We start from the raw sequence: 24,997 nt of genomic DNA, 5'->3' as shown, positions 1-24,997 counted from the left end.
TCCCTCTTCCCGGTGCTTCCTGCCAGGGGCGTCCTGACACGGACTGAAGCCGTCCGCACAAACACGGCCGGCCGGGTCGCTATTCCGCGCCCCTACCCGTGTGGCCACCGGGCACACCACCCACCAGACTGACTCCATGACGGAAACGGAAACCAACACGTACGACGTCGTGGTGCTCGGAGCCGGACCCGTGGGGGAGAACGTGGCCGACCGCACCCGCGCGGCCGGACTGACCACCGCGGTCGTGGAGAGCGAACTGGTCGGCGGCGAGTGCTCGTACTGGGCCTGTATGCCCAGCAAGGCCCTGCTGCGTCCGGTCCTCGCCCAGGCCGACGCCCGCCGGCTGCCCGGCCTCGCCGAGGCGGTGCGCGGCCCCCTGGACACCCCGGCGGTCCTCGCCCGCCGCAACTGGTTCACCGGCGACTGGACCGACGACGGCCAGGTCGAATGGATCAAGAGCATCGGAGCCGACCTCTACCGCGGCCACGGCAGGCTGACCGGACCGCGCGAGGTCACGGTGGGGGACACCGTGCTCACCGCCCGCCACGCCGTCGCCGTCGCCACCGGGACCCGCGCCGCGCTGCCCGACCTGCCCGGTCTCGCCGAGGTACGGCCGTGGACGAGCCGGGACGCCACCAGCGCCCAGTCCGCGCCGGGCCGGCTCGTCGTGGTCGGCGGGGGAGTCGTCGCCACCGAGATGGCCACCGCCTGGCAGGCCCTCGGCTCGCAGGTCACCCTCCTGGTCCGGGGCAAGGGCCTGCTCGACCGGATGGAACCCTTCGCGGGCGAACTGGTCGCCGAGGCGCTCACCGAGGCCGGCGCGGACGTGCGCACCGGCACCTCGGTGGCCTCCGTGAGCCGGGTGGACGGCACCGTCGTGGTCGTCACCGACACCGGCGAGCGCATCGAGGCCGACGAGATCCTCTTCGCCACCGGCCGCGCCCCGCGCACCGACGACATCGGCCTGGAGACGGTCGGCCTGACCCCCGGCTCCTGGCTGAGCGTCGACGACAGCCTCCGTGTCGACGGCACCGACTGGCTCTACGCGGTCGGCGACATCAACCACCGCGCCCTCCTCACCCACCAGGGCAAGTACCAGGCCCGGATCGCGGGCGCCGCGATCGCCGCCCGCGCGGCCGGCACCGACCTGCCGGAGAACGCCCCGTGGAGCGCGTACGCCGCCACCGCCGACCACGAGTCGGTCCCGCAGGTCGTCTTCACCGACCCCGAGGCGGCCGCCGTCGGCCTCTCGCTCACCGAGGCGGAGGCGGCCGGACACCGGGTGCGGGCCGTCGACGTCGACCTGTCGTCCGTCTCCGGCGCGGGCCTCTACGGCGAGGACTACAAGGGCCGCGCCCGGATGATCGTCGACCTGGACGAGGAGATCCTGCGCGGGGTCACCTTCGTCGGTCCCGGCCTGGGGGAGCTGATCCACTCGGCGACGATCGCCGTCGTCGGACAGGTCCCGATCGCCCGTCTGTGGCACGCCGTTCCGTCCTACCCGACGCTGAGCGAGGTGTGGCTGCGGCTGTTGGAGGCGTACCGGGACAACTGAGCCTTCCGCTAGGGGAGTTCGAAGCCCAGGGCTCGTGCCGCCGCCTCCGGGGTGGGCTGTGACCAGCGTTCCAGCGCGATGTGCTGGGCGCTGAGCGAGCGCGGTTCGGCCCGGTCGAGGTAGAGGGCGCCGTCCAGATGGTCGGTCTCGTGCTGCACGATCCGGGCCGGCCAGCCGGTGAACTCCTCGTCCAGGGCCCGCCCTTGCTCGTCCTCGCCGGTCAGCCGGACCGCGGCGTGCCGGGCCACCACCGCCTGGTACCCGGGCACGCTCAGACAGCCCTCGTAGAACGCGGCACGGCCCGGACCGACGCCGGTGTACGACGGGTTGACCAGCACCCGGAACGGCTGCGGCACCCGGCCGCGGGCCAGGCGCACCTCCTCCGGCACCGGCGCCGGGTCCTCGATGACGGCGATCCGCAGCCCCACGCCGACCTGCGGGGCGGCGAGCCCCACGCCCGGCGCCGCGTGCATGGTGATCCGCAGCGCCTCGACGAACCGGGCCAGCAGGCCGGGGCCGAGCTGCCCTTCGTAGCGCTCGGTGCCGGCGCGCAGGACCGGGTCGCCGGCCGCGACGACGGTCAACGGGCCGCCGGGGGCGAGGAGTTCCTCGACCCGTTCGGCGAGCGGGGCGAGCGGGGCGCCGGAGGAGCCGGGCGTGCGGGGACTGGTCGGTGCCATCGGCCCAGGATGCCATGACCGCCAGGTGTGTGACGCAGGTCACTTGAAGTGGCGGGAACTCGACCGGGGTCCGTCCCGACTACTGGTCCGTCACGGCTGAAAATCGTCCCCCTGCTGCCCCCGGAGGGCCCGCTCATGTCCACCGCTCCCTCGACCCTCACGGACGAGGCCCCGAAACAGTCCGGGCCCGCGGCCCCCAGCCGCGGCCCCTGGGCACCGCTGCGCCCGCTGATCCTGCGTCTGCACTTCTACGCCGGTCTGCTCGTCGCCCCGTTCCTGCTGGTCGCCGCCGTCACCGGCTTCCTGTACGCCGGCTCGTTCCAGGCCGAGAAGCTCGTGTACGCGCACGAGACGACCGTGCCCGTGGGCGACACCAAGCTGCCGGTCTCGGAGCAGGTGGCCGCGGCCCGCAAGGTCCACCCCGAGGGCACGGTCTCGGCGGTCCGCCCGTCCCCGGCGGCCGACGCGAGCACCCGGGTGCTGCTCTCCGGCGTGCCGGGCGTGAACCCCGACCACACCCTCGCCGTGTTCGTCGACCCCTACACCGCAGAGGTCCGCGGCTCCCTGGAGCAGTACGGGTCGAGCGGAGCGCTGCCGCTGCGCACCTGGATCTCCGAACTCCACCGCAATCTGCACCTCGGGGAGACCGGCCGGCTCTACAGCGAACTGGCCGCGAGCTGGCTGTGGGTGATCGCCGGCGGCGGCGTCGTGCTCTGGTACTCCCGCCGCCGCGCCCTGCGCAAGGTCCGCGGCACCAGCGGCCGGCGCCGCACCCTGGGGCTGCACGGCACCGTCGGCGTCTGGGCCGCCCTCGGCTTCTTCTTCCTCTCCGCCACCGGTCTGACCTGGTCGACGTACGCCGGCGCCACCATCGACGAGCTGCGCACCTCGCTCCGCCAGGCCACCCCGTCGATCTCGGCCACCGCGGGCGGCGGCGAGCACGGCGGCCACGGCGCGGCCTCGGCGGCCGGCGGGGACGGCGAGCACGGCGTGGGGCTCGACAAGGTCCTGTCGGCCGCCCGCGCCGAGGGCCTCGACGACCCGGTCGAGATCGTCACGCCCCCGGACGCCGAGTCGGCGTACGTGGTCCGTCAGGTGCAGCGCGGTTGGCCGACCGAACTGGACACGGTCGCCGTCGACCCGGCCACCGGGCGGGTCACCGACACCCTGCGGTTCGAGGAGTACCCGGTGCTCGCCAAGCTGACCCGCTGGGGCATCGACCTGCACACCGGTCTGCTGTTCGGCCTGGCCAACCAGATCCTGCTGATGCTGCTCGCGCTCTCCCTGATCCTGCTGATCGTCTGGGGCTACCGGATGTGGTGGCAGCGCGGCCGGGGCGGTTCGTTCGGGCGGCCCATCCCGCGCGGCGCCTGGGCGCAGGTCCCGCCGTACGTCCTGGTCCCGCTGATGGCGGTGATCGCGGTGCTCGGCTACTTCGTGCCGCTGCTCGGCATCCCGCTGGCCGCGTTCCTCGTCATGGACGTGGTCCTCGGGGAGATCGCGCACCGGCGGGCGACGCGGGCGAAGCGGGTGTGAACGGCGGCGGCCCGGCGGGGAGTTCACCCGCCGGGCCGCCGCGTGCTGTGCCGTGCCTTGCTGTGTCTGCGCCAGCGCCTGCGCCTGTGCCTGCGCTCTGCGCGTCAGATCTCCGGGAACTCCCCGGCCAGGGCGGAGGCGATCCGCAGATGCGGGGCCGCCTCGTCGTGCCGGCCCTGCCGCTCCAGGGTGCGGCCGAGCATCAGCCGGGCGTACCCCTCCACCGGGTCACGCTCCACGATCCGCCGCAACTCCGTCTCGGCGCGCCGCAGTTGGGCCGAGTGGTAGTAGGCGCGGGCCAGCAGCAGCCGGGGTCCGGTCTGCTCCGGCACCTCCTCGACCAGTCCGGCCAGCACCCGCGCGGCGGCGGTGTAGTCCCGCGCGTCGAAGAACAGCCCCGCCCGCTCCCAGCGCTCCGCCGGGGTGCCGTGGGCGTAGTAGCCGTCCGCGTACGTGTCCTGGTGCGTCGCCTCGTATGTCGTGTCCACTCGTGACCTCCTTCGAGGCCGTCAACCGGCACGACTGGTTGAATATTCCACTACATGGATCCTGCTATGCCGACGGGTCGAGCGCGGCCAGTTCCGCCTCGGCCCGCTGCCTGATCCGGCTGAGCACCCGGCCCGTGGTCGCCAGATCCTCCGCCGGGGTCCCCGCGTAGATCCGGGCGGTGATCGGGGCGGTCTCGGCGCCGACCGCGGCGAAGAGTTCACGCCCCGAGTCCGATGCCGCGACACGTGAACCGTCGGCCGACAGGAGCCCCTTGTCGAGCAGTTCGCCGATCGTGACGTAGGCGTCCGCCGGGTCGGTCTTGAGGGCCGAGCTGATCCGGGCGGCGAGCGCCTCTCGCTCCAGCGGCCCGTCCACGGCGGCCGCTCGCAGGGTGATCTGCTCCGCGAAGGTGAGCCCGTGCCGTGCGATGACGCGCTCCAGCACGGCACGGCTCGCGTAGTGCGCGAGGGCGATCACGCGAGGGTCGACGGGAGGGGCGGTGGTGTCGTTCGTGGTGTCGGTGTCGGTGTCGGTGTCGGTGTCGGTGTCGGTGTCGGTGTCGGTGTCGGTGTGTGCCGTGCTCGTCATGGCTTCCCCTGGGTCCGGTCGTCGGTGAGGTCGAGCGGTACGTCGAGCAGGGTCGCGAGTTCGTCCGTGAAGGTGCGGGTGCGGGCGCTGTCCAGGCCGCCGAGGGGTTCCAGCAGCCGCTCCAGGAGTCCGTGGACCACCGTGATCGCGTGCCGGGTGACCTCCTCGCCCTGTGCGGTGAGGGTCAGTTGCACGGCGCGGGGGTCGCGGGGGTCGCGGGTGCGCTCGATCAGCCCGCCGGACTCCAGAGCCCGCGCGAGCTTGGAGACGTAGAGCGGTTCGAGCCCGGTGTGGTCGGCCAGTCGGCGCTGGCTGGGGCGCTCCCCGGCGCGCCGCATGCCGTGCAGCGACGCCACCAGCGAGTACTGCGCGTGGGTGAGGCCCAGTGGTGCGACCGCCCGGTCGACGGCCACCCGCCACTTCGTCGACAGCCGCCATACGAGATAGCCCGGCGTGGCCCGTTCGGAACCCTTGCTCATGGGCGATACATTACATGGCTACTATGTCCATGGCTAGCATTTGGGTGATCCACGGCGCCGGGGCGGCCCGTCGGACGGGGCTGTCGGGCCGCCGGGAGCCGGGTCAGCGCACGCGTCCCCGGGGCTTCAGCGGGGTCGCGGGCAGTTCGGGGGCGGTGAGCGGGGCGCCGTCGTAGCCGTGCACCTCGCCGAAGCGGTCGCCCTTGGCCCAGTCCTCGCGGGCCTGGACGATCTCCTCCTGGGAGCGGCCGACGAAGTTCCACCACATGACCAGCTCCTCCTCGAACGGCTCGCCGCCGAGCAGCATCAGGCCCGCGTCGGACTCGGCCCGCAGGGGGAGTTCGGTGCGGCCGCAGCCGAGGTAGAGCATCGACCCGGGAAGCACCGGCACCCCGTCGACCCGCACCTCGCCGGACATCGCGAGGACGCCGTACTCGAAGTCGGGCTCCAGCGGCAGCCGTACGTCCGTGCCCCGCGCGAGCGCGAGATCGGCGCCGACGATGGGGGTGTACGCCGTTCCCGGCGAGGTCGCGCCGTCGAGGCCGCCGAGGAGGACGGTGGCCGTGAGGCCGGGCGCGGTGACCGTGGGCAGGTCGGCGTGGTGTTCGAAGTGGGGGTCGGTGTGCCGGTGGGCGTCGGGCAGGGCGACCCAGAGCTGGGCGCCGTGCAGGAAGCGGGCGTGCGAGCGGGGGCTCTCCTCGGAGTGGCTGATCGCGCGGCCCGAGGTCATCAGCCCGAGTTCCCGGGGCCGGATGGTCTGGAGGCTGCCCGTCGAGTCGCGGTGCAGCACCTCGCCCTCGTGCAGCCAGCTCACGGTCTGGAGCCCCATGTGGGGGTGCGGCGGCACCTGCATGCCCGGTTCGTCGGCGATGTCGTCGGGGCCGTAGTGGTCGACGAAGGCCCAGGCGCCGATCATGCGCCGGCCGAGGTTCGGCAGCAGCCGGCGCACCTCGGTGGACCCGCCCAGCTTCACATGCCGGGGACTCAGCAGCTCGCGGACGGGTTCGGCGACGACGAATCCACGCCCGCCGCACACGCTGGGCACCGGCGCCCGGTCAAGGTTGCTCATACGGCCAACCTAGCGGTCGCGGGTCCGGCCGTGCGCGAGGAAACGGGCCGTATCGAGGTGCCGTGCGCCGGTCTCAGTCGCTGAGGGCGTCGGCCAGTTCCGTGGAGGCGCGCACTATGTCGGTGTCGCGTTCGGCGAGCAGGTCGCGCAGCACCCCGCGCTGGGCGCGGACGGCCAGCCGGGCCTGGCGCTCCCAGGCGACATGGTTGTCGGGGTGGCGCAGCAGCTTGGGGTAGGCGGCGGCGGTGTCCTCCCACTGCCGGGCGTCGGCGATGCTCTTGAGCAGTCGCAGGATCCCGGCGCGGCAGGTGACCTGCGGAAGCCGGACGAGTTCCCAGAGGAAGGGCACGGTGGCCGCCGTCGCCTGGTCCACCACGAAGCCGTACTGGCAGATCCGGCCGCGCAGTTGACCGAGCGCGGACTCCGCCGTGTCGGCGTCGCCGCGGGCGACGGTGGTGAGCAGTCCGGGGATGGCCGCGGCGGACCCGGTGGAGTCCTTGATCTCGGGCCACGGCACGTGTTGCAGGGCGTCGAGGGGGGCGGTGGGCTTCATGGCAGTCATGTCAGAGGGGGGTACGGGTCGGCAGCATCGCCCAGACCGTCTTGCCGGCGGGACGGCGGCGGGTCCAGCCCCAGTGTTCCGAGAGGGCTTCGACGATGTGCAGCCCGCGGCCGTGCTCCAGCAGCGGGTCGTCGGTGGACGGGTAGACGGGCAGGCGGTCGCTGGAATCGGTGACGGCGCACATCAGGTGGGAGCGGCGCAGGGTGAGCCTGAGCCGGACCACGGCACCCGTGCTGTGCGGAAGGCCGTGCAGGACGGCGTTGGCGGCCAGTTCGGTGACGACCATGACCGCGTCGTCGGCACAGTGCTCCAACGACCATGCGTCCAGCGTGCGATGGGTGAAGTGCCGTGCCTCGGTGAAACCCTCCCGGCTGCCCGTGAGGTGCAGGGCGGCGGTTCTGGGTGAGTCGAGGACGGACTCGAGGCTCCGGAACTGCGCAGGTGACGACACGGTGCATCTCCCTGAGGCGACGTCAGGACGGGGCGCCAGAAGTGCGGTTGACGACACCGCTATTATCCACGCTGACGATGTCCTCGTGCAATTTCACGGGAAATTGCGCGTACGAGCGAGGAGAGTTGCCATGTCGTCAGTACCGGAGTCGGTGCCGAACGGAGTGCGGGCGAGTTCGCTGGACGCCCGCTGGATCAAGAGCAGTCACAGCAACGCGGAGGGCAACTGCGTCGAGGTCGCGGCCCTCGACGGAGGAGGTGTGGCACTGCGCAACTCCCGTGATCCCCACGGGCCCGCGCTGGTGTACACACCGGCCGAGGTCGCCGCGTTCGTGGCCGGGGCGAAGGGCGGCGAATTCGACCACCTGATCTGAGCACACGCCCGGGCGGGCCGGTCGTGGCACGCCCGGTGAACTCAATTGCCTTGCTCCGTGCGGTCGGTGGGCGTCGGATGCGATACTGGGTCTGTCGTCTGCCGGTCCACGGGGAGTCAGGATGTCTGCCGAGTTGCCTCGCGTCTCCCGTCTTGAACCGTATCTGAACCGGGCGGAGCCCGCCCCGACCTTGCTCAAAATGCTGGTCGGCGTTCAGTTGGCGGGTATGCGGGAGGACGCCGGCCTGGCCCAGGAACAGGCGGCCAGGATGCTCGGGTTCAGCCCGGCCAAGCTGTCCCGGATCGAGGCGGGCAAGGGCCGCCGCCCACCCACCGAGGCCGATGTCCGCGCCCTGCTGACGCTGTACGAGGCGGACAGCCACGAGGCGTCGGTCCTGCTGCGTCTGCTGCGGCAGGCGGGCGAGCCGGGTTGGTGGCAGCGCTACGACAAACGGCTGATGCCCGAGTGGTTCGACCGGCTGGTCGGACTTCAGGAGGCGGCCACCGCGATCCGTACCTTCGAGATGCAGTACGTGCCCGGACTGCTCCAGACGCCCGCCTACGCCCGGGCCGTCGTGGAGCGCGGGCTGCCGTCGGCGCCGGGCCGTGAGGTCGAGCGCCGGGTGGAGCTGCGCACCCGCCGCACCGAACTGCTGCACCGCCCGGACGCCCCGCAGGTGTGGGCGATCCTCGACGAGTCGGTGCTGCTGCGCGTCCTGGGCAGCCGTGACGTGATGCGCGAACAGCTCGGGCGGCTCATCGAACTGGCCCGGCTGCCTCATGTCACCGTGCAGATCGTGCCGTTGGACGTCACGCACGCCTCGGCGCCCGCCATACCGGTCACCTATCTGCGGTTCGGCGGCGCCGATCTGCCCGACGTCGTCTATCTGGAGCAGATCAGGAGCGCGACGTTCCTGGAGGACCGGGACGAGACGGAGGAGTACCGGGTCGCGCTGGACCGCCTGGCCGACGCGGCCCTCCAGCCGCGCGAGTCCCTCGCCCTCCTGGAGGGGACGGCGGCGCACCGCTACGGCTGACGGCCCTGGTCGGGCACCGCTGTCAGTGGTGCCGCATACGATCCGGGCATGCGAGCTTCCGGAACCTTCACAGTGGCCGACTTCACCCCTGCCCCGACGCCCGGCACCGCTCCCGCCTCGGCGCCGGGCCCGGAGATCCAGACCGCGGTGCCCGTCGGTCTCGCCACGATGCGCAAGGAGTTCGAGGGCGAGGTCGTCGGACGCTCCGCCACCCTCTTCACGGCAGCCTTCGACCAGGCGAAGGGCGTGGGCACCTATGTCGCGATGGAGTCCTTCGAGGGGACGCTCCACGGCCGCTCCGGCGCCTTCAACTTCGCCCACTCCGCGACGACCACCGGCGAGGACCGACAGAGCGAGTTCTTCGTCGTCGTCCCGGGCAGCGGAACGGACGAACTGGCCGGGATCACCGGGTCCGGAGGCATCGCCGTCGACCCGGACGGCACCCACCGCGTCTGGTTCGACTACGAACTGGCCCGGTAGCGGCCCTGAACCGGTCTAGCCGAGGCGTCCCGCTCCGCCGAACTCGATCCACTCCTGGGTGAGCTGACGGGGCGCCACCTCGGTGTCGGGGCGCCAGGTGGAGACCTCCACCAGGCCAGGTTCGAGGATCTCCAGCCCGTCGAACAGCCGGGCCACGTCCTTCTCCTGGCGCACCCGGCCCCAGTGCCCCTGCGTGGCCTGGTCCATGAAGTCGGTGACGAACTCGCGCACCTTCGGGTCCTCGCTGACCAGTTGGCACATCACCAGGAAACTCCCGGGCGCCAGACGCTCGGTCACCCGGCGCACCACCGCCTGCGGACCGTCGGTCTCGCTGTCCGGGATGCAGTGGAACACCGAGTTGAACAGCACGGCCGCCGGCTGCGAGAAGTCGATCAGTCGCTCGGTGTCCGGGTGCGTGAAGATCGCCTCCGTCTCGCGCATGTCGGCGTGGATGACCGTGGTGCGCTCGTCCTGCTCCAGCAGGGCCCGGCCGTGGACGAGGACCATCGGGTCGTTGTCCACGTAGACGACGTGCGCGGTCGGGTCGATGCTCTGGGCGACCTGGTGGACGTTGTTCTGCGTGGGCAGACCGGATCCGTGGTCCAGGAACTGCCGGATGCCGAACTCCTGCGTCAGCGTCCGCACGACCCGCTGGAGGAAGCGCCGGTTGTTCAGCGCGAGGGCGCGGGTGCTGGGGACGACCTTGTCCAGCTCCTCGCAGGCGGCGCGGTCCGCCGCGTAGTTGTCCTTGCCGCCGAGATAGTGGTCGTACATGCGCGCGGCCGTCGGAACCGTGGCGTCGATCTTCGTGGACAGAGGCTTTCCTGACTGCATCTCTTCCCCCAGCTCCCAGCCGTGCCGGTGCCGGCGCGGTCGACAACCCATCCTAGGGAAACGGCAATTGGCCCCACCACCCCTCTTGATCGGTGGTTCCCGTGAAGGTGTCGACCTTCGGGGCGCCACACTGGACTGCTGGTCCAAAGCTTGGACCCATGGTCTAATCGAGGGGGTCGGGCAGTGCGGTGGTGGGCAGTGAGGCGGAGGAGGACGGATGGCCGGTGCGGACCCCCGGGACACCGAGCGGGACGCGATCCTGCGGGCGCTCGCGCCCGTCGTGGACGGCATCGCGGCGACGTTCGGACCGGTGTGCGAGGTGGTGCTGCACGACTACCGGCGCCCCGAGCGGTCCGTCGTCGCCGTCGCGGGCACGGTGACCGGGCGCACGGTCGGCGGTGCGATGAGCGAGATCGGCATGCGGATGCTCGCCCGCGGCGACACCGCCGAGCACGAACTGAACTACGTCACCCGTACCGGTGACGGCCGGCTGGTGAAGTCGTCCACGATGGTGCTGCGCGACTCCACGGGCGCGGTGTTCGGCGCGCTGTGCGTCAACGTGGACGTCACCGAGGTCGACCGGGTGCGCGGGCTCCTCGACGCGCTCGCCGGCCCCATCGGTCCTCCCGCCCTGCCCGACGCCCCGGTGACGACCTTCGGCGACGACATCGACTCCGTCGTGGAGGCCCTGCTCGACGCGCTCCTCGACGCCCCGCTGCGGGGCCGGGACCAGACCTGGGCCGGGCTCGACCGCGGGCGGCGGCTCGCGCTGTTCCGCGGGCTGGACGAACGGGGCGTGTTCGCCGTGCGCCGGGCGATCGAGCAGGTCGCCGCCCGCCTCGGCATCTCCCGCGCCTCCGCCTACAGCTATCTCGCGCAGTCCAGGGCGGCCGCCTCCGACGCCCCCGCCGGTACCGACGACACCTCTCAGGGAGCACACCCGTGACCACCCCCCTGCCGATCACCCTCGACGACGTGCGTGACGCGGCCGCCCGGCTCAAGGGCGTCGCCCACCGCACCCCCGTCCTGCGCTCCCGCACCCTGGACGCCCTCGTCGGCGCCGAGGTGCATCTGAAGTGCGAGAACTTCCAGCGGGTCGGCGCCTTCAAGTTCCGCGGCGCCTACAACGCGGCCTCCCGGCTCACCCCCGCGCAACTGGCCCGGGGCATCGCCACCTACTCGTCCGGCAACCACGCCCAGGCCGTCGCCCTCGCCGCCCGGGAACTGGGCACCACCGCCGTGATCGTCATGCCCGAGGACGCCCCGCGCTCCAAGCGGGCGGCCACCGAGGGGTACGGCGCCGAGATCGTCACGTACGACCGCTACACCGGCGACCGGGTGGCCATCGCCGAGGCGCTCGCCGCCGACCGGGGCCTCACCCTCGTCCCGCCCTACGAGCATCCGCACGTCATGGCGGGACAGGGCACCGCCGCCCTCGAACTGATCGAGGAAGTGGGCGAGTTGGACCTGTTGCTCGCGCCGGTCGGCGGCGGCGGGCTGATCGCCGGGAGCGCCACCGCGGCCAAGGGGCTCCGGCCTGGCGTCCGGGTCGTCGGCGTCGAGCCGGACACCGGGGACGACACCCTGCGGTCGCTGGAGGCGGGCCGGCGCGTCGAGATCCCGGTGCCGCACACCATCGCCGACGGGCAGGCCCTGTCCACACCGGGCGAGCTGACCTTCGAGGTCAACCGGCGGCTCGTCGACGGGATCGCCCTGGTGAGCGACGACGAGATCCGCGCCGCGATGCGCTTCGCCTTCGAGCGGCTGAAGATCGTCATGGAGCCGAGCGGCGCCACCCCGCTGGCCGCCCTGCTGTCCGGCCGTGTCGGCCCGCCGCCCCGCCGGATCGGGGTGATCGTCTCCGGCGGCAACATCGACGCCGGACGGTTCGCGGAGCTGTGCGGCGGGGCGGGCTGAGCGGCCGGTCACGGGTTGGCGGGGCCTCCGCCGCGGGCGGACCATGGAAGGTGGGGTGCGGCCCCCGACCGGCGACGCCCAGGGCCGCCGGGGAGACCGGCCCCGGCCGTGATCAGGCACGGCCGGAAGGGAGGAGCGTCATGATGGAAGTGAAGACGCTCGACAAGCCGGACGAGCGGCGGGATTTCCCCCGCGGGCACATCGAGGCCGTCCATCTGACGGGGCTCGACTTCGCCATGGCCACCTTCGAACCGGGATGGCGCTGGTCCGAGTCCATCGCCCCGATCGCGGGCACCGAGAGCTGTACCGTCCACCACAACGGCTATGTGGTCTCCGGCCGGATGCAGGTCCGCATGGACGACGGCGGCGAGAGCGAAGTGGGCCCCGGGGACGTCTTCGTGATCCCGCCCGGGCATGACGCCTGGGTCGTGGGCGACGAGCAGTGCGTGGTCTACGATTTCGCCGGCACCATGGCCAAGGAGTACGCGAAGGCCAAGGACGACTGAGCGCGTTCCGCTCACACCGGAAGCAACCGGCCGATCAGCGCGCCGAGTTGGCGGGCGTTGCGGCACTCGTGCATCGCGACCAGCTCGGCGTACTCCGGGGCGGCCGAATCACCCGTGCCCCACAGCGAGCGCGGCTCCGGGTTCAACCAGTGGACGCGGCGGGCCTGTTCGCCGATCCGCCGCAGGGCCGCCAGGTTCGGGTCGCTCATGTTCGTCCGGGCGTCCCCCAGCACGAACACCGTCGTGCGCGGGCCCACCGCCATGCCGTACCGCTCCGTGAACTCGCCCAGCGCCATGCCGTAGTCGCTGCTGCCGTGATACGCCGTCAGCCGCGCCTCCGCCTGGATCACGGCACCCAGACCCGACGGGTCGGCGGCGCCGTGCCGCAGGAAGCCGGTCACCTCGTCGACCCGGTTGACGAACGCGAAGACCCGCACCTTGGCGAACTGGTCGTGCAGCGCCTGCACCAGCAGCATCGTGAAGTCCGAGAAACCCGCCACCGAGCCCGACACATCGCACAGCAGCACCAGTTCGGGACGCGACGGGCGCCGTCGGCGCAGCACCGGCCGCATCGGCACCCCGCCCGTCGACAGCGAACCGCGCAGCGTCCGGCGCAGATCGATCGTGCCGCGCGCCGCCCGGCGCCGGCGCGCGGCCATCCGCGTGGCCAGCTTGCGCGCCAACGGCTGCACAGTGCGCCGCAGTTCGGCCAGCCGGTCCCTCCCGGCGTACAGGAAGTCGACGCGGTCCGCGGTCGGCGCCACCGCGCGCCGCGCGATCTCGTCCCGCCCCCGCCGCTCGGCCACCCGGCGCCGCGCCTCCGTCGCCACCAGCGTGCGGAACGCCTCGATACGGCGCCGGATCTCGTCCTCCAGGAGCCGGTCGGCGAAGCCGCCGCCCTCGCCGCGCGCCCGGATGTCGTCCCGCACCCGCGCCAACAGCGTCTGCGGCCGCAGCCGTTCGAGGGTCTGGTACGACGAGAAGCCGTCCGCCCCCGGTGAACTCCCGTACCCGCCCAGCCCGTCGACCGCCTCGATCGCCAGCCGGGCCAGCGCCGCCCGGTCGTCGTCGGCCAGCGCCCGGGCCAGCCGGTCGCGCAGATCGTCCCGGTCGCCGGACCGCTCCTCGGGCGCGCCCACGCCGTGCGGGAAGTAGAGATCGAAGACCGTGTCGAACAGCCGCCGCTGGTCGGGGGAGTGCAGCAGCGTCGCGGCCAGTCCCTCGCGCAGCAGCCCCCGGTCCTCGAACCCCAGCGCCGTCGCCGCCCCGGCCGCGTCGACCGTCTCACCAGTGCCGATGCGCACCCCGTGCGCGCGCAGCGCGGCGACGAGGCCGACCAGCCGGTCCGCGGTGTCCGGCGCGCTCACACCGCGTCCAGGTCGAGCTTGGCCCCGGCCTTCTGGACGTCCTCCTGATGCTTGAGGATCACGCCCAGGGTCTGCCGTACGACGGTCTCGTCCAGCGTGCCCGCGCCCAGGGCGAGGAGGGTGCGTGCCCAGTCGATCGTCTCGGCCACCGAGGGCACCTTGCGCAGGTCCATCGCGCGCAGCGCGCCCACCACCCGGACCACGGACTCGGCGAGCGCCGCGTCGATGCCGGGCACCTTCAGCCGGACGATCCGGCGCTCCAACTCCTCCTCGGGGAAGCCGATGTGGAGGAACAGACAGCGGCGGCGCAGCGCCTCCGACAGCTCCCGTCCGGCGTTGGAGGTGAGGACGACGAAGGGGCGGCGGGTCGCGGTGATCGTGCCCAGCTCCGGCACGGTGACCTGGAAGTCGCTGAGCACCTCCAGGAGCAGGCCCTCCATCTCGACGTCCGCCTTGTCGGTCTCGTCGATCAGCAGGACCGTCGGCTCGTCGCCGCGGATCGCGGTGAGCAGCGGGCGGGGGAGCAGGAACTCCTCGCTGAAGACGTCGGTACGGGTCTCGTCCCAGGACTCGTCGCGGCCCGCGCTGATCCGCAGCAACTGCTTGGCGTGGTTCCACTCGTACAGCGCCCGGGACTCGTCGACGCCCTCGTAGCACTGGAGACGCACCAGCCGGGCCCCGGCCACCTGGGCGACGGCCTTGGCGAGTTCCGTCTTTCCGACCCCGGCCGGACCCTCCACCAGGAGCGGCTTCCCGAGCCGGTCGGCGAGGAAGACGGTCGTGGCGACGGCGGGGGAGGCCAGATAGCCGGTCTCGGCGAGCCGGGCGGAGACATCGTCGACGGACGTGAACAACGGGGCCTCCGTGCGGTGGGTCGTGGCCGGTGACATGGGCGTGCGCGGCGGCACGCACGGGCACTATCTAAGCGCTTGTTCACCGCGCTTGTCGATGCGCTTGTCGATGCGCTCGCCGACCCGTTGTCGGTGCCGCCCGTTAGCGTGCGGGCATGGGTGTGTATCTCGTGAGCGTCGACGCGCAGGACTGGACCGACACCGGGGAGGGCGGCCACGGAGACCTCGCCGCGGCCCTGAACACGGAGCTGGAGCGGCGCGGCCTGCCGCCGTACGCACCGCGGGCGACCGGAGAGGAACCTCCGGGCTGGTTCGAGGAGAAGATGAGCCCGCCGATGGACGGTTTCGACGCGCTGTGCCGGGCCACGCTCACCGCCGAGGAGCGCGAGAACCTCCTCGGCTGGACGGTCCTGGTGCCGTGCGCGCTCCCGGAGGGCATCACGCTGCCCTTCGGCTCCCCGTACACCGACGAGACGCTGGTGGTCGGCGCCCCGTACGGCCTCGCCCTCGCCGAGCGGCTCGCCGCCGCCCTCGCGCTGCCCCTTGACCTCGTCCCGGCGACCTTCGGCAACCTCGAACTGACCCTGTGGTTCCTGGACGGCGACGCGGAGCGCGCCGCACCGGCCCGGCCGGGCCCCTGGGCCGACGACCTGGCGACCGCGTTCTACACGGCGGTGTACCTCCGTGCCGCCCAGTACTCCCTGCGGTACGGCCGCGCCATCACCTGGTCGTAGGCCGGGAGCGGCCCGTGTGCCGTGGGTCAGCCGACGAGGATCACCTCCAGGGTGCGTGGACCGTGCACCCCCTCCACCCGGTCCAGTTCGATGTCACTGGTGGCCGACGGACCCGAGATCCAGGTCAAGGGGCGGGCGGGGTCGAGCCGTTCGAGGGCCTGGGGGACCGAGGAGACGACCTGGCCGGGTACCCGCACCACGCACACGTGGTGGTCGGGGACCAGGGTGATCCGGCGCCGGCCCTGGTCCGGGCCGCCGTCCAGCACGATCGTCCCGGTCTCGGCGATCGCCACCGCGCACGCCGTGACCACGCTGTCCACCCGGTCCAGCTCGTACGGGGTGTCCCGCGCGAGATCCTCGACCCGCCGCGCGTCCGTCTCCGCGAGCCACTCCGGATCCAGTCCCGGCGGCACCACCACCGACCCCGCCCCGCGTGCCGCAAGCAACCGGCCGATCACGGAAGGGAGTTCGTCGGGCGGGCACCTGTGCACCAGGGCCCGGTAGTCCGCGAGGTTCGCCGCCAGCAGGTCCACCGTCCGCCCGGCGTCGAGATCGCCGTGCGCCCGCAGATACGTCCGCTCGACCGGCGCGGGCACGTCCGGCGCGTCGGCCAGCGCGCGCCGCACCCGGCCCAGGATCCGTTCCCTGCCGCTCACTTGCCGCCCTCCTTGCCGCCGCCGGTCCGTCGCCACCAGTCGCGGAACGGTTCCGGCGGGACGGCGGGCAGTTCGCGCGTGGCCGTCCACGCCTTGCCGGGGCCGGGCAGCGTGCGCGGATGCAGCCGGCGGGTGCGGGAGGCCAGCCGCTGGCCGGCCCGCAGCGCGCCGGGGCGGGCGAAGGCCCAGCGGGCCGCCCGCATCGCCGCCCGCTCGGCGGCGTGCCCCTTGGCCGGCCTCAGCACGACCTTGTTCCCCTCCCGGACCACCGGACCGCCCTCCACGACCCGCTCCCGCAGATGCACCAGCACCTCGGGGATGTCGATGGCGACCGGGCACACCTCGTAACAGGCGCCGCACAGCGAGGAGGCGTACGGCAGCGAGGCGTCGATCTCGCTCGCCGTGCCCCGCAGTTGGGGGCTGAGGATCGCGCCGATCGGACCCGGGTACACCGAGCCGTAGGCATGGCCGCCGGCCCGTTCGTACACCGGGCAGACGTTCAGGCAGGCCGAGCAGCGGATGCAGCGCAGCGCCTGGCGGCCGACCTCGTCGGCGAGGGTGTCGGTGCGGCCGTTGTCCAGCAGCACCAGATGGAAGGCGGTGGGTCCGTCGCCGTCCGTGGTGCCCGTCCAGGTCGACGTGTACGGGTTCATGCGCTCGGCGGTGGAGGAGCGGGGCAGGGTCTGGAGGAAGACCTCCAGGTCCCGCCAGGTCGGCACGGTCTTCTCGATGCCGACGACGGAGATCAGCGTCTCGGGCAGGGTCAGACACATCCGCCCGTTGCCCTCGGACTCCACGACGACCAGCGTGCCGGTCTCCGCGACCATGAAATTGGCCCCGGACACACCGACCTTGGCGCGCAGGAACTTCTCGCGCAGATGGAGCCGGGCCGCCTCGGCGAGTTCGGCCGGACTGTCGGTGAGGCCTTCCGGGGCCGGGCGCCCCCACTCGCTCATCTCCCGCCGGAAGATGTCCCGGATCTCAGCGCGGTTGCGGTGGATGGCCGGGACGAGGATGTGCGAGGGCCGGTCCTCGCCCAACTGGACGATCAGCTCGGCGAGATCGGTCTCGTAGGCCCGGATGCCCGAGGCTTCGAGCGCCTCGTTGAGCCCGATCTCCTGGGTGGCCATCGACTTGACCTTGACGACCTCCGACTCGCCGGTCTCCCGCACCAGTTCGACGACGATCCGGTTGGCGTCCTCCGCGTCGGCCGCCCAGTGGACGGTGCCGCCCGCCGCCGTGACTCTCTCCTCCAACTGCACGAGATACCGGTCGAGATGACGCAGCGTGTGGTCCTTGATCCGCTTGCCGGCCTCCCGCAGCTCCGCCCAGTCGGAGACCTCGGCGACCGCCCTGGCCCGCTTGGCGCGGATGGTGTGCGTGGCGTGCCGCAGATTCCCGCGCAGCCTCGCATCGGCCACGGCGGCCCGCGCGGCCTCCGGGAACGCCGGCATCCCGACGAACGTGCCGCTCATCGCCCGGCCTCCGCGTCCTCTTCCGTGCCCGCCAGGATCTCCGCGATGTGCACCGGTCTGAGGCCCGACCTCAGCCGGGCCATGGTCCCGCCGAGGTGCATCAGACACGAGTTGTCGGCCGCGCACAGCACCTCGGCGCCCGTCGACTCGGCGCTGCGCACCTTGTCCGTGCCCATCGCCGCCGACACGTCCGCGTTCTTCAGCGCGAACGTGCCGCCGAAGCCGCAGCACTCCTCGGCCCCCGGCAGCTCCACCAACTCCAGCCCCTTGACGGCCCGGAGCAGCCGAAGGGGCCGGTCCCCGAGTCCCAGGCCGCGCAGTCCGTGACAGGTCGGGTGGTAGGTCACCGTGTGCGGGTAGTACGCGCCGACGTCCGTCACCCCGACCACGTCCACCAGGAACTCCGTCAATTCGTACGTCTTCGGCACCACCGGCGCCAGGGCCGTGGCCAGGCCGCCCCCGCGCCCCTCCGCCCGGGCCCGTTCGCCCAGGCGCGGGTACAGCTCCCGCACCATCGCCCCGCAGGAGCCCGAGGGGGTGACGATCGCGTCGTACTCCCCGAAGACCTCGGCGAAATGCCGGGCCAGGGGTTCGGCCTGGTGGCGGTAGCCGGTGTTGTAGTGGGCCTGCCCGCAGCAGGTCTGGGCCGCCGGGAAGTCGACCTCGACGCCCAGCCGGGTCAGCAACGTCACCACGGCACGGCCGGTTTCCGGGTACAGCGTGTCGTTGACGCAGGTCAGGAACAGGGCGACACGCATCGCGGCTCCTCGTGATCGGTCGTCGGACGGATGCAGGGTAGTGCGGCGGGACGCCGCGCGGAGGCCGTGGCTCACCGTACGGCGAGCCGGTCCGCCGCCTCGCGCCAGCGTCCGGCGTCGCCGCCCGGCTCGTAGCGGGTGAGCGGCTGGGTGCGGGCGACCAGCCGGCGCAGGCCGGCGCGGTCGCCGACGAGCCCGTGCGCCCGCGCCTGGACGAGCACATTGCCGAGCGCGGCCGCCTCCGTGGGGCCCGCCACCACCGGCAGCCCGCAGGCGTCCGCGGTGAGCCGGCACAGCAGGGCGTTACGGGTGCCGCCGCCGACGATGTGGACGACGTCCACGGGCCGGTCCGCGAGCCGTTGCGCGTCCTCGACCGCCCGCCGGTGCGCCAGGGCCAGGGAGTCCAGGACGCAGCGGGTGATCTCGGCGGGCGTGCCCGGCACCGGCTGTCCCGACGCCCGGCACGCCTCGGCGATCCGCTCGGGCATCCGGCCGGGCGCGAGGAACGCCGCGTCCTGCGCGTCCACCACCGACCGCAGCGCCGGGGCCTCGGCGGCCGCCCGCAGCAGGGTGCCGAGGTCGGGGTCGCCCCATTCCCGTACGCACTCCTGGAGCAGCCACAGGCCCATGATGTTGCGCAGATGGCGGACCGTGCCGTCCAGGCCGAGTTCGTTGGTGAAGTTGGCGGCGCGGCTCTCCTCGGTGAGCACGGGCGCGTCCAGCTCCAGGCCGGCCAGGGACCAGGTGCCGGTGCAGATGTACGCGAACCGCTCACCGGTCGCGGGGACGGCGGCGACGGCCGACGCGGTGTCGTGCGAGCCGACGGCCGTCACGGGCACGGGCCCGGTCAGCCCGGTCTCCGCCAGCACCTCGGGCCGCAGCACCCCGGCCGGGTCGCCGGGCTGCCGCAGCGGCGCGAACAGCCCCAGGTCGATGCCCAGCCGGGCGGCGAGACCGTGCGCCCAGGTGCGGGTGCGCGGGTCGACGAGCTGGGTGGTGGAGGCGTTGGTCAGCTCGGTGCCCTGCTCGCCGGTGAGCCAGTACGACAGCAGGTCGGGGACGAGCAACAGCCGTTCGGCGTGGGCCAGTCGGCCCGCCTCACGGTCGGCCGTCATCTGGTACAGGGTGTTGAACGGCGCGTACTGGAGCCCGGTCGTGGCGTACAGCTCGGCCGCCGGGACGGTCGCCCACACCTTCTCCGCGACGCCCTCCGTGCGGGAGTCGCGGTAGTGCACCGGGTTGCCGATGAGGGCCCCTCGGGTGTCCAGCAGACCGTAGTCCACGGCCCAACTGTCGATGCCGACCGAGTCGAGCCGCCCGCCCGCGAGGGCCCCGGCCGCCTTCAGCCCGTCCAGGACACCGGCGTACAGCGCCAGCACGTCCCAGCGCAGCCCCTCCGGCACCCGCACCGGCCGGTTGGGGAAACGGTGAGCCTCCGTCAACTCCAGTGTGTCCGGCCCGACTCGGCCGGCCATGACGCGCCCGCTGGACGCACCGAGGTCGACCGCGGCGTACGACCGCACGGCCGTCACCGGAGGAACGCGGCCGCCACACCCGCGTCGACGGGGACGTGCAGTCCGGTGGTGTGGGAGAGTTCGCCGCCCGTCAGCGCGAACACGGCGTTGGCGACGTGCTCGGGCAGCACCTCCCGCTTGAGGAGGGTCCGTTGCGCGTAGAACTCGCCGAGCTTCTCCTCCTCGATGCCGTAGGTCGCCGCCCGCTGGGCACCCCAGCCGCCCGCGAAGATCCCGGAGCCGCGCACCACACCGTCGGGGTTGACGCCGTTGACACGGATGCCGTGCTCGCCCAACTCTGCGGCGAGAAGCCTTACTTGATGGGCCTGGTCGGCCTTGGTGGCGGAGTAGGCGATGTTGTTCGGACCGGCGAAGACGGCGTTCTTCGAGGCGATGTAGACGATGTCCCCGCCAAGACCCTGCGCGATCATCGTCCGGGCCGCCTCCCGCGACACCAGGAAGGAGCCGCGGGCCATGATGTCGTGCTGGAGATCCCAGTCCCGGGCCGAAGTCTCAAGGAGCGGCTTGGAGATGGAGATTCCGGCGTTGTTGACCACCAGGTCGACGCCGCCGAAGGCCAGCGAGGCGGCGGCGAAGGCGTCCGCGATCCGCTCCTCGGACGTGACGTCCACGGTCACGGCGACGGCCCGGTCTGGCCCGCCCAGGTCCGCGGCGACGGCGTCGGCGCTCCCGGCGTTCACATCGGCGACGACGACACAGGCGCCCTCGGCGACGAGCCGGCCCGCGATCGCCTTCCCGATCCCGCTGCCCGCGCCCGTCACCAGCGCCACCCGGCCGGCCAGCGCCTTGGGCTTCGGCATCCGCCGCAGCTTGGCCTCCTCCAGCGCCCAGTACTCGATGCGGAACTTCTCCCGCTCCTCGATCGGCGCGTACGTGGACACCGCCTCGGCGCCGCGCATCACGTTGACCGCGTTGACGTAGAACTCGCCCGCGACCCGGGCGGTCTGCTTGTCCTTGCCGAAGGAGAACATGCCCACGCCCGGCACCAGCACGATCGCCGGATCGGCGCCGCGCATCGCGGGGGAGCCGGGCTCGGCGTGCCGCCGGTAGTAGGCGGTGTACTCCTCGCGGTACGCGGCGTGCAGCTCCTTCAGCCGGGCGACCGCGTCCTCCAGCGGAACCGTCGGCGGCAGATCGAGGACCAGCGGCCGCACCTTGGTGCGCAGGAAGTGGTCAGGGCAGGAGGTACCGAGGGCGGCGAGCCGGGGGTGCTCGGCCCGCGCCAGGAAGTCGAGGACGGCCTCGGGGTCGGCGAAGTGCCCGACCTGCGGCCGGTCCTGGGAGGCGATCGCGCGGACGTACGGCGCGAGCGCGGCGGCCCGCGCCCGGCGCTCGCCCTCGGGCAGCGCCTCGTAGCCCTCGACGACGGCGCCGAAGGGCTCCGCCTTCCCGCGCTCGGCGAGGAACGCCTCCGCCGTGCGGATGATGTGCAGGGAGTTGCGCTCGCACTCCTCGGCGGTGTCGCCCCAGGCGGTGATGCCGTGCCCGCCGAGGATCACTCCGACGGCCCGCGGATGGGCGGCCTTGACGGCGGCGATGTCCAGGCCGAGCTGGAATCCGGGACGCCGCCAGGGCACCCAGGCGACGGTGTCGCCGAAGCACTCGGCGGTCAGCTTCTCGCCGTCGGCGGCGCAGGCCAGCGCGATCCCGGAGTCCGGGTGCAGATGGTCGACATGGGCGGCCTCGACGAGCCCGTGCATGGCGGTGTCGATGGACGGCGCCGCCCCGCCCTTGCCGTGCAGGCAGTAGTCGAAGGCGGCGACCATCTCGTCCTCGCGGTCGACGCCGGGGTAGACGTCCCGCAACGCCCGCAGCCGGTCGAGCCGCAGCACGGCGAGCCCGTCCTCGGTGAGCGTGCCGAGATCTCCGCCGGACCCCTTCACCCACATCAGCTCGACGTCCGACCCGGTGACGGGATCGGTTCCGCTGCCCTTGGCGGAGGCGTTCCCGCCGGCGTAGTTGGTGTTGCGGGGATCGGCACCGAGCCGACGGGACCGCGCAAGGAGAGCGGCGGCTTCGGGATGGGTGGACATGAAGATCCTCAACTTTTCAGGAGACGGTGAGCGGAGTTACTTCAGGGGCGCGGGGAACTGCGCGACCAGCCACAACGGCCCCGCACCCGCAACGCGACAGAACGACAACGCGGGACGCTCACGCACCCCAGCCGGCCTGCTCTCCCCCCACCCGCTCGGCGACAACCCGCTCCGCCCACCCCGACCGCCGATACGCGGCGAGCGGCTCAGGATCCAGCCCCATCTCCGACCGCACCTCCCGCAGCAGCGGCCGCACATCCGTGTCGTAGGCATCCATCAGCACCGCGTTGGCCTCCAGCACGTCCCCCGCCGCCTGCGCGGCCGCCAACGCGTCCCGGTCGACCAGCAGCGCCTTCGCCGTGGCCTCCTGCACGTTCATCACGGACCGGATGATCGCCGGGATCTTCGCCTCGATGTTGTGGCACTGGTCGAGCATGAACGCCACGTCGGGCGTGAACCCGCCGCCGCGTACGACCTCGTACATGATCCGGAAGAGCTGGAAGGGGTCGGCGGCGCCCACCATCAGGTCGTCGTCGGCGTAGAAGCGCGAGTTGAAGTCGAAGCCGCCGAGCCGGCCCTCGCGCAGCAGCGTGGCGACGATGAACTCGATGTTGGTGCCCGGCGCGTGGTGCCCGGTGTCCACGACCACCTGCGCCTTCGGCCCGAGCTTCAGACAGTGCGCGTAGGCCGTGCCCCAGTCCGGTACGTCGGTCGTGTAGAAGGCCGGTTCGAAGAGCTTGTACTCCAGCAGCATCCGCTGACCGTCCCCGAGCCGCTCGTAGACCTCGGCGAGGCTCTCGGCGAGCCGGTCCTGCCGGGCCCGGATGTCGTCCTGCCCGGGGTAGTTGGTGCCGTCGGCGAACCACAGCTTGAGGTCGGTGGAGCCCGTCGCGTCCATGATGTCGACGCACTCCAGCAGATGGCCGACGGCCTTGCGGCGCACCGCCGGGTCGGGATGGCAGACGCTGCCCAGCTTGTAGGCGTCGTCCTGGAAGGTGTTCGAGTTGATCGCGCCCAGCCGGACCCCGCGGTCCTCGGCGTGCTTGGCGAGGGCGGCGTAGTCCTCCACCCTGTCCCAGGGGATGTGCAGGGCGACGGTCGGGGCCACGCCGGTGAACGCGTGCACCTGCGCCGCGTCGTCGAGCTTCTCCCGCGGGGTGCGCGGCACGCCGGGTTGTGTGAACACCTTGAAGCGGGTCCCCGAGTTCCCGTACGCCCACGACGGCGTCTCGACGGCCTGGGTCTTCAGCGCGGCTTTCACCGCGGCGAGGTCGGTCACTGAGGGCTCCTGAAACGTGTTCGGTGAAACGATTCAGAACGGGAAGCTATGAGCCTGCCGCACGAGTGTCAACCCCCTCCGCCGCGTCCGTTCTTCTCAGTCGCCGCTTGGCCTTCGGCTGTCGAAAACTTTTCGAGACGCACCCATTGACGTGACATGCCCCGCATGCCTAACGTCCCGGCAATCCAGTTGAAACCTTTCACGACGTCGTGGCCGCTCGAAGGGGCCGGCCCCGGACGCCGTCGAGGAGCCACCCATGACCCACCCGTCCGACCCGGGACCGGCCCCGGTCCTGGCGCTGCGGGACGTCGCCAAGTCCTTCGGAGCCGTACGCGCCCTGCGGGGCGTCTCCCTGGAGCTGTTCCCCGGCGAGGTGCACGCCCTCGCCGGGGAGAACGGCGCGGGCAAGTCGACCCTGATCAAGACCCTCGCCGGGGTGCACCGGCCGGACGCCGGCCGGGTGCTGCTCGACGGCGAGCCCGTCGTCTTCCACGGCCCCGGCGACGCCCGCGCCGCCGGGATCGCCGTGATCTACCAGGAGCCGACGCTCTTCCCCGACCTCTCGATCGCCGAGAACATCTTCATGGGCCGACGGCCCCGGCGTTCGCTCGGCCGGATCGACCACAGGGCCACGCACGTGGCGACCGCCGCCCTGATGGCCCGGCTCGGCGTCGCCCTCGACCCCGACCGGCCGGCGCGCGGCCTGTCCATCGCCGACCAGCAGATCGTGGAGATCGCCAAGGCGCTCTCCTTCGACGCCCGCGTCCTGATCATGGACGAGCCGACCGCCGCGCTCACCGGCAGCGAGGTCGCCCGCCTCTTCGGCGTGGTGCGCACCCTGCGCGAGCAGGGCGCCGCCGTGCTGTTCATCTCCCACCGGCTGGAGGAGATCTTCGAGATCTGCGAGCGGGTGACGACCCTGCGCGACGGCGCCTGGATCGCCAGTGAGCCGCTGGCCGGCATGACCGAGGACGACCTGGTCCGCCGGATGGTGGGCCGCGACCTCGACGAGCTGTACCCCAAACAGGACGTCGCCCCCGGCGAGGTCGCCCTCAGCGTCCGCCGGCTGACCCGGGAGGGCGTCTTCACCGACGTCTCCTTCGAGGTCCGGCGCGGCGAGATCGTGGGCCTGGCCGGACTCGTCGGCGCCGGCCGCACCGAGGTGGCCCGCGCGGTGTTCGGCATCGACCGCCGCGACGCCGGGGAGGTCGTCGTGGACGGCCGTCCGCTCACCAACGGCGCCCCCTCCACCGCCATGGCCGCAGGGCTGGCGCTCGTTCCCGAGGACCGCCGCGCCCAGGGCCTGGTGATGGACCTGTCGATCGAGCGCAACATCGGCCTCACCGGACTGCGCACCACCGCGCGGGCCGGTCTGATGGACCGCGGCGCCGAACGCCGGCGCTCGCTGGACTGGGCGGTCAAGCTCCAGGTGAAGTACGCCCGGATCGCCGACACCGTCAACACCCTGTCCGGCGGCAACCAGCAGAAGGTCGTCCTCGCCAAATGGCTCGCCACCGGCCCCAAGGTGCTGATCGTCGACGAGCCCACCCGGGGCATCGACGTCGGCACCAAGGCCGAGGTCCACCGGCTGCTCGGCGAACTCGCCGCCGACGGGGTCGCCGTCCTGATGATCTCCTCCGACCTGCCCGAGATCCTCGGCATGGCCGACCGCGTGCTGGTGATGCACGAGGGCCGGCTCACCGCCGAGATCCCCCGCTCCGACGCCACCGAGGAGACCGTGATGGCCGCAGCCA

26 protein-coding genes are annotated in these 24,997 nt (G+C 72.6%); 10 read left to right on the top strand and 16 right to left on the bottom strand.

Annotated elements, in window-relative coordinates:
• Positions 1–136 precede the first annotated feature (136 nt).
• Positions 137–1,555 (top strand): NAD(P)/FAD-dependent oxidoreductase, encoded by a 1,419-nt coding sequence (locus G6W55_RS24690; RefSeq protein WP_175523033.1) that lies wholly within the window; start codon positions 137–139, stop codon positions 1,553–1,555.
• An 8-nt stretch (positions 1,556–1,563) separates the two neighbouring features.
• Here G6W55_RS24690 and G6W55_RS24685 read toward each other — a convergent pair whose 3' ends face one another.
• On the bottom strand, positions 1,564–2,235 hold the full coding sequence (locus G6W55_RS24685; protein ID WP_175523032.1) for a peptide deformylase: 672 nt from the start codon (positions 2,233–2,235) through the stop codon (positions 1,564–1,566).
• Positions 2,236–2,370: 135 nt separating this feature from the next.
• Between G6W55_RS24685 and G6W55_RS24680 the strand changes: the two genes are divergently transcribed.
• Positions 2,371–3,771 (top strand): PepSY domain-containing protein, encoded by a 1,401-nt coding sequence (locus tag G6W55_RS24680; protein WP_175523031.1) that lies wholly within the window; start codon positions 2,371–2,373, stop codon positions 3,769–3,771.
• A 104-nt stretch (positions 3,772–3,875) separates the two neighbouring features.
• Here G6W55_RS24680 and G6W55_RS24675 read toward each other — a convergent pair whose 3' ends face one another.
• The 6 genes from G6W55_RS24675 to G6W55_RS24650 form a co-directional block, all read right to left on the bottom strand.
• Positions 3,876–4,259 carry a tetratricopeptide repeat protein gene (locus tag G6W55_RS24675; protein WP_175523030.1) on the bottom strand — a complete coding sequence of 128 codons (384 nt, stop codon included), beginning with the start codon at positions 4,257–4,259 and terminating at the stop codon, positions 3,876–3,878.
• A 64-nt stretch (positions 4,260–4,323) separates the two neighbouring features.
• Positions 4,324–4,848 (bottom strand): MarR family transcriptional regulator, encoded by a 525-nt coding sequence (locus G6W55_RS24670; RefSeq protein ID WP_217687319.1) that lies wholly within the window; start codon positions 4,846–4,848, stop codon positions 4,324–4,326.
• Entirely contained in the window at positions 4,845–5,327 is a 483-nt protein-coding gene (locus G6W55_RS24665; protein WP_175523029.1) for a MarR family winged helix-turn-helix transcriptional regulator, read from the bottom strand. The genes G6W55_RS24670 and G6W55_RS24665 overlap by 4 nt, the downstream gene beginning before the upstream one ends.
• Positions 5,328–5,430: 103 nt before the next feature.
• Positions 5,431–6,396, bottom strand: coding sequence for a pirin family protein (locus G6W55_RS24660; protein WP_175523028.1), 966 nt, complete (start codon positions 6,394–6,396; stop codon positions 5,431–5,433).
• Positions 6,397–6,469: 73 nt separating this feature from the next.
• A complete protein-coding gene (locus G6W55_RS24655) occupies positions 6,470–6,949 on the bottom strand; it encodes a hypothetical protein (RefSeq protein ID WP_254876431.1) in 480 nt (159 codons plus the stop codon).
• A 10-nt stretch (positions 6,950–6,959) separates the two neighbouring features.
• A complete protein-coding gene (locus G6W55_RS24650; RefSeq protein ID WP_175523027.1) occupies positions 6,960–7,409 on the bottom strand; it encodes an ATP-binding protein in 450 nt (149 codons plus the stop codon).
• A gap of 130 nt (positions 7,410–7,539) precedes the next feature.
• On the opposite strand from G6W55_RS24650, the gene G6W55_RS24645 reads away from it, so the two are divergent.
• The 3 genes from G6W55_RS24645 to G6W55_RS24635 all read left to right on the top strand — a co-directional run bounded on the left by G6W55_RS24645 (position 7,540) and on the right by G6W55_RS24635 (position 9,298).
• Positions 7,540–7,782, top strand: a complete 243-nt coding sequence (locus tag G6W55_RS24645) for a DUF397 domain-containing protein (RefSeq protein WP_030791718.1) — start codon at positions 7,540–7,542, stop codon at positions 7,780–7,782.
• 121 nt (positions 7,783–7,903) lie between these two features.
• Complete coding sequence (locus G6W55_RS24640; protein WP_175523026.1) at positions 7,904–8,818, top strand: helix-turn-helix transcriptional regulator; 915 nt, start codon at positions 7,904–7,906, stop codon at positions 8,816–8,818.
• Positions 8,819–8,866: 48 nt separating this feature from the next.
• Entirely contained in the window at positions 8,867–9,298 is a 432-nt protein-coding gene (locus G6W55_RS24635) for a DUF3224 domain-containing protein (RefSeq protein ID WP_175523025.1), read from the top strand.
• A 15-nt stretch (positions 9,299–9,313) separates the two neighbouring features.
• Here the strand turns inward: G6W55_RS24635 and G6W55_RS24630 are convergent, their stop codons facing one another.
• Positions 9,314–10,132 (bottom strand): SAM-dependent methyltransferase, encoded by an 819-nt coding sequence (locus G6W55_RS24630; protein ID WP_175523024.1) that lies wholly within the window; start codon positions 10,130–10,132, stop codon positions 9,314–9,316.
• A gap of 217 nt (positions 10,133–10,349) precedes the next feature.
• Here G6W55_RS24630 and G6W55_RS24625 point away from each other — a divergent pair, with 217 nt between their 5' ends.
• From G6W55_RS24625 to G6W55_RS24615, 3 genes are all read left to right on the top strand, one after another.
• Entirely contained in the window at positions 10,350–11,078 is a 729-nt protein-coding gene (locus tag G6W55_RS24625; protein ID WP_175523023.1) for a transcriptional regulator, read from the top strand.
• Positions 11,075–12,049 carry a pyridoxal-phosphate dependent enzyme gene (locus tag G6W55_RS24620; RefSeq protein WP_175523022.1) on the top strand — a complete coding sequence of 325 codons (975 nt, stop codon included), beginning with the start codon at positions 11,075–11,077 and terminating at the stop codon, positions 12,047–12,049. Before G6W55_RS24625 ends, G6W55_RS24620 begins: the two co-directional genes overlap by 4 nt.
• 140 nt (positions 12,050–12,189) lie before the next feature.
• Positions 12,190–12,555, top strand: a complete 366-nt coding sequence (locus G6W55_RS24615; RefSeq protein ID WP_175523021.1) for a cupin domain-containing protein — start codon at positions 12,190–12,192, stop codon at positions 12,553–12,555.
• Positions 12,556–12,566: 11 nt separating this feature from the next.
• Here the strand turns inward: G6W55_RS24615 and G6W55_RS24610 are convergent, their stop codons facing one another.
• Complete coding sequence (locus tag G6W55_RS24610; protein WP_175523020.1) at positions 12,567–13,922, bottom strand: VWA domain-containing protein; 1,356 nt, start codon at positions 13,920–13,922, stop codon at positions 12,567–12,569.
• Positions 13,919–14,776, bottom strand: coding sequence for a MoxR family ATPase (locus G6W55_RS24605; protein WP_175523019.1), 858 nt, complete (start codon positions 14,774–14,776; stop codon positions 13,919–13,921). The genes G6W55_RS24610 and G6W55_RS24605 overlap by 4 nt, the downstream gene beginning before the upstream one ends.
• A gap of 152 nt (positions 14,777–14,928) precedes the next feature.
• Between G6W55_RS24605 and G6W55_RS24600 the strand changes: the two genes are divergently transcribed.
• Positions 14,929–15,507, top strand: a complete 579-nt coding sequence (locus G6W55_RS24600) for a hypothetical protein (protein ID WP_175523018.1) — start codon at positions 14,929–14,931, stop codon at positions 15,505–15,507.
• A gap of 26 nt (positions 15,508–15,533) precedes the next feature.
• Here G6W55_RS24600 and G6W55_RS24595 read toward each other — a convergent pair whose 3' ends face one another.
• The 6 genes from G6W55_RS24595 to rhaI form a co-directional block, all read right to left on the bottom strand.
• Entirely contained in the window at positions 15,534–16,163 is a 630-nt protein-coding gene (locus tag G6W55_RS24595) for an LUD domain-containing protein (RefSeq protein WP_175523017.1), read from the bottom strand.
• Entirely contained in the window at positions 16,160–17,638 is a 1,479-nt protein-coding gene (locus G6W55_RS24590) for a LutB/LldF family L-lactate oxidation iron-sulfur protein (RefSeq protein WP_175523016.1), read from the bottom strand. The genes G6W55_RS24595 and G6W55_RS24590 overlap by 4 nt, the downstream gene beginning before the upstream one ends.
• Positions 17,635–18,396, bottom strand: coding sequence for a (Fe-S)-binding protein (locus tag G6W55_RS24585; protein WP_175523015.1), 762 nt, complete (start codon positions 18,394–18,396; stop codon positions 17,635–17,637). Before G6W55_RS24585 ends, G6W55_RS24590 begins: the two co-directional genes overlap by 4 nt.
• A gap of 71 nt (positions 18,397–18,467) precedes the next feature.
• Positions 18,468–19,871, bottom strand: coding sequence for a rhamnulokinase family protein (locus tag G6W55_RS24580; protein WP_175523014.1), 1,404 nt, complete (start codon positions 19,869–19,871; stop codon positions 18,468–18,470).
• Positions 19,872–19,924: 53 nt separating this feature from the next.
• On the bottom strand, positions 19,925–21,964 hold the full coding sequence (locus G6W55_RS24575) for a bifunctional aldolase/short-chain dehydrogenase (protein WP_175523013.1): 2,040 nt from the start codon (positions 21,962–21,964) through the stop codon (positions 19,925–19,927).
• 118 nt (positions 21,965–22,082) lie between these two features.
• Positions 22,083–23,243, bottom strand: coding sequence for an L-rhamnose isomerase (gene rhaI, locus G6W55_RS24570; RefSeq protein ID WP_175523012.1), 1,161 nt, complete (start codon positions 23,241–23,243; stop codon positions 22,083–22,085).
• Positions 23,244–23,499: 256 nt separating this feature from the next.
• Between rhaI and G6W55_RS24565 the strand changes: the two genes are divergently transcribed.
• On the top strand, positions 23,500–24,997 hold a 1,498-nt coding region (locus G6W55_RS24565), incomplete at its 3' end, for a sugar ABC transporter ATP-binding protein (protein ID WP_175523011.1).

Origin of the sequence: Streptomyces sp. CAI-85, from assembly GCF_013363615.1 — a bacterium.
Lineage (GTDB): Bacteria > Actinomycetota > Actinomycetes > Streptomycetales > Streptomycetaceae > Streptomyces > Streptomyces antibioticus_B.
The sequence above is the reverse complement of the archived record's forward strand: the minus strand, read 5'-3'. Positions and strand labels throughout refer to the sequence as shown.

Bases quoted from the DNA above. Each gene is read 5' to 3' on its own strand.
- G6W55_RS24690 (WP_175523033.1), top strand. From the start codon at position 137: ATGACGGAAACGGAAACCAACACGTACGACGTCGTGGTGCTCGGAGCC.
- G6W55_RS24685 (WP_175523032.1), bottom strand. From the start codon at position 2,235: ATGGCACCGACCAGTCCCCGCACGCCCGGCTCCTCCGGCGCCCCGCTC.
- G6W55_RS24680 (WP_175523031.1), top strand. From the start codon at position 2,371: ATGTCCACCGCTCCCTCGACCCTCACGGACGAGGCCCCGAAACAGTCC.
- G6W55_RS24670 (WP_217687319.1), bottom strand. From the start codon at position 4,848: ATGACGAGCACGGCACACACCGACACCGACACCGACACCGACACCGAC.
- G6W55_RS24665 (WP_175523029.1), bottom strand. From the start codon at position 5,327: ATGAGCAAGGGTTCCGAACGGGCCACGCCGGGCTATCTCGTATGGCGG.
- G6W55_RS24660 (WP_175523028.1), bottom strand. From the start codon at position 6,396: ATGAGCAACCTTGACCGGGCGCCGGTGCCCAGCGTGTGCGGCGGGCGT.
- G6W55_RS24655 (WP_254876431.1), bottom strand. From the start codon at position 6,949: ATGAAGCCCACCGCCCCCCTCGACGCCCTGCAACACGTGCCGTGGCCC.
- G6W55_RS24645 (WP_030791718.1), top strand. From the start codon at position 7,540: ATGTCGTCAGTACCGGAGTCGGTGCCGAACGGAGTGCGGGCGAGTTCG.
- G6W55_RS24640 (WP_175523026.1), top strand. From the start codon at position 7,904: ATGTCTGCCGAGTTGCCTCGCGTCTCCCGTCTTGAACCGTATCTGAAC.
- G6W55_RS24635 (WP_175523025.1), top strand. From the start codon at position 8,867: ATGCGAGCTTCCGGAACCTTCACAGTGGCCGACTTCACCCCTGCCCCG.
- G6W55_RS24630 (WP_175523024.1), bottom strand. From the start codon at position 10,132: ATGCAGTCAGGAAAGCCTCTGTCCACGAAGATCGACGCCACGGTTCCG.
- G6W55_RS24625 (WP_175523023.1), top strand. From the start codon at position 10,350: ATGGCCGGTGCGGACCCCCGGGACACCGAGCGGGACGCGATCCTGCGG.
- G6W55_RS24615 (WP_175523021.1), top strand. From the start codon at position 12,190: ATGATGGAAGTGAAGACGCTCGACAAGCCGGACGAGCGGCGGGATTTC.
- G6W55_RS24600 (WP_175523018.1), top strand. From the start codon at position 14,929: ATGGGTGTGTATCTCGTGAGCGTCGACGCGCAGGACTGGACCGACACC.
- G6W55_RS24590 (WP_175523016.1), bottom strand. From the start codon at position 17,638: ATGAGCGGCACGTTCGTCGGGATGCCGGCGTTCCCGGAGGCCGCGCGG.
- G6W55_RS24585 (WP_175523015.1), bottom strand. From the start codon at position 18,396: ATGCGTGTCGCCCTGTTCCTGACCTGCGTCAACGACACGCTGTACCCG.
- G6W55_RS24580 (WP_175523014.1), bottom strand. From the start codon at position 19,871: ATGGCCGGCCGAGTCGGGCCGGACACACTGGAGTTGACGGAGGCTCAC.
- G6W55_RS24575 (WP_175523013.1), bottom strand. From the start codon at position 21,964: ATGTCCACCCATCCCGAAGCCGCCGCTCTCCTTGCGCGGTCCCGTCGG.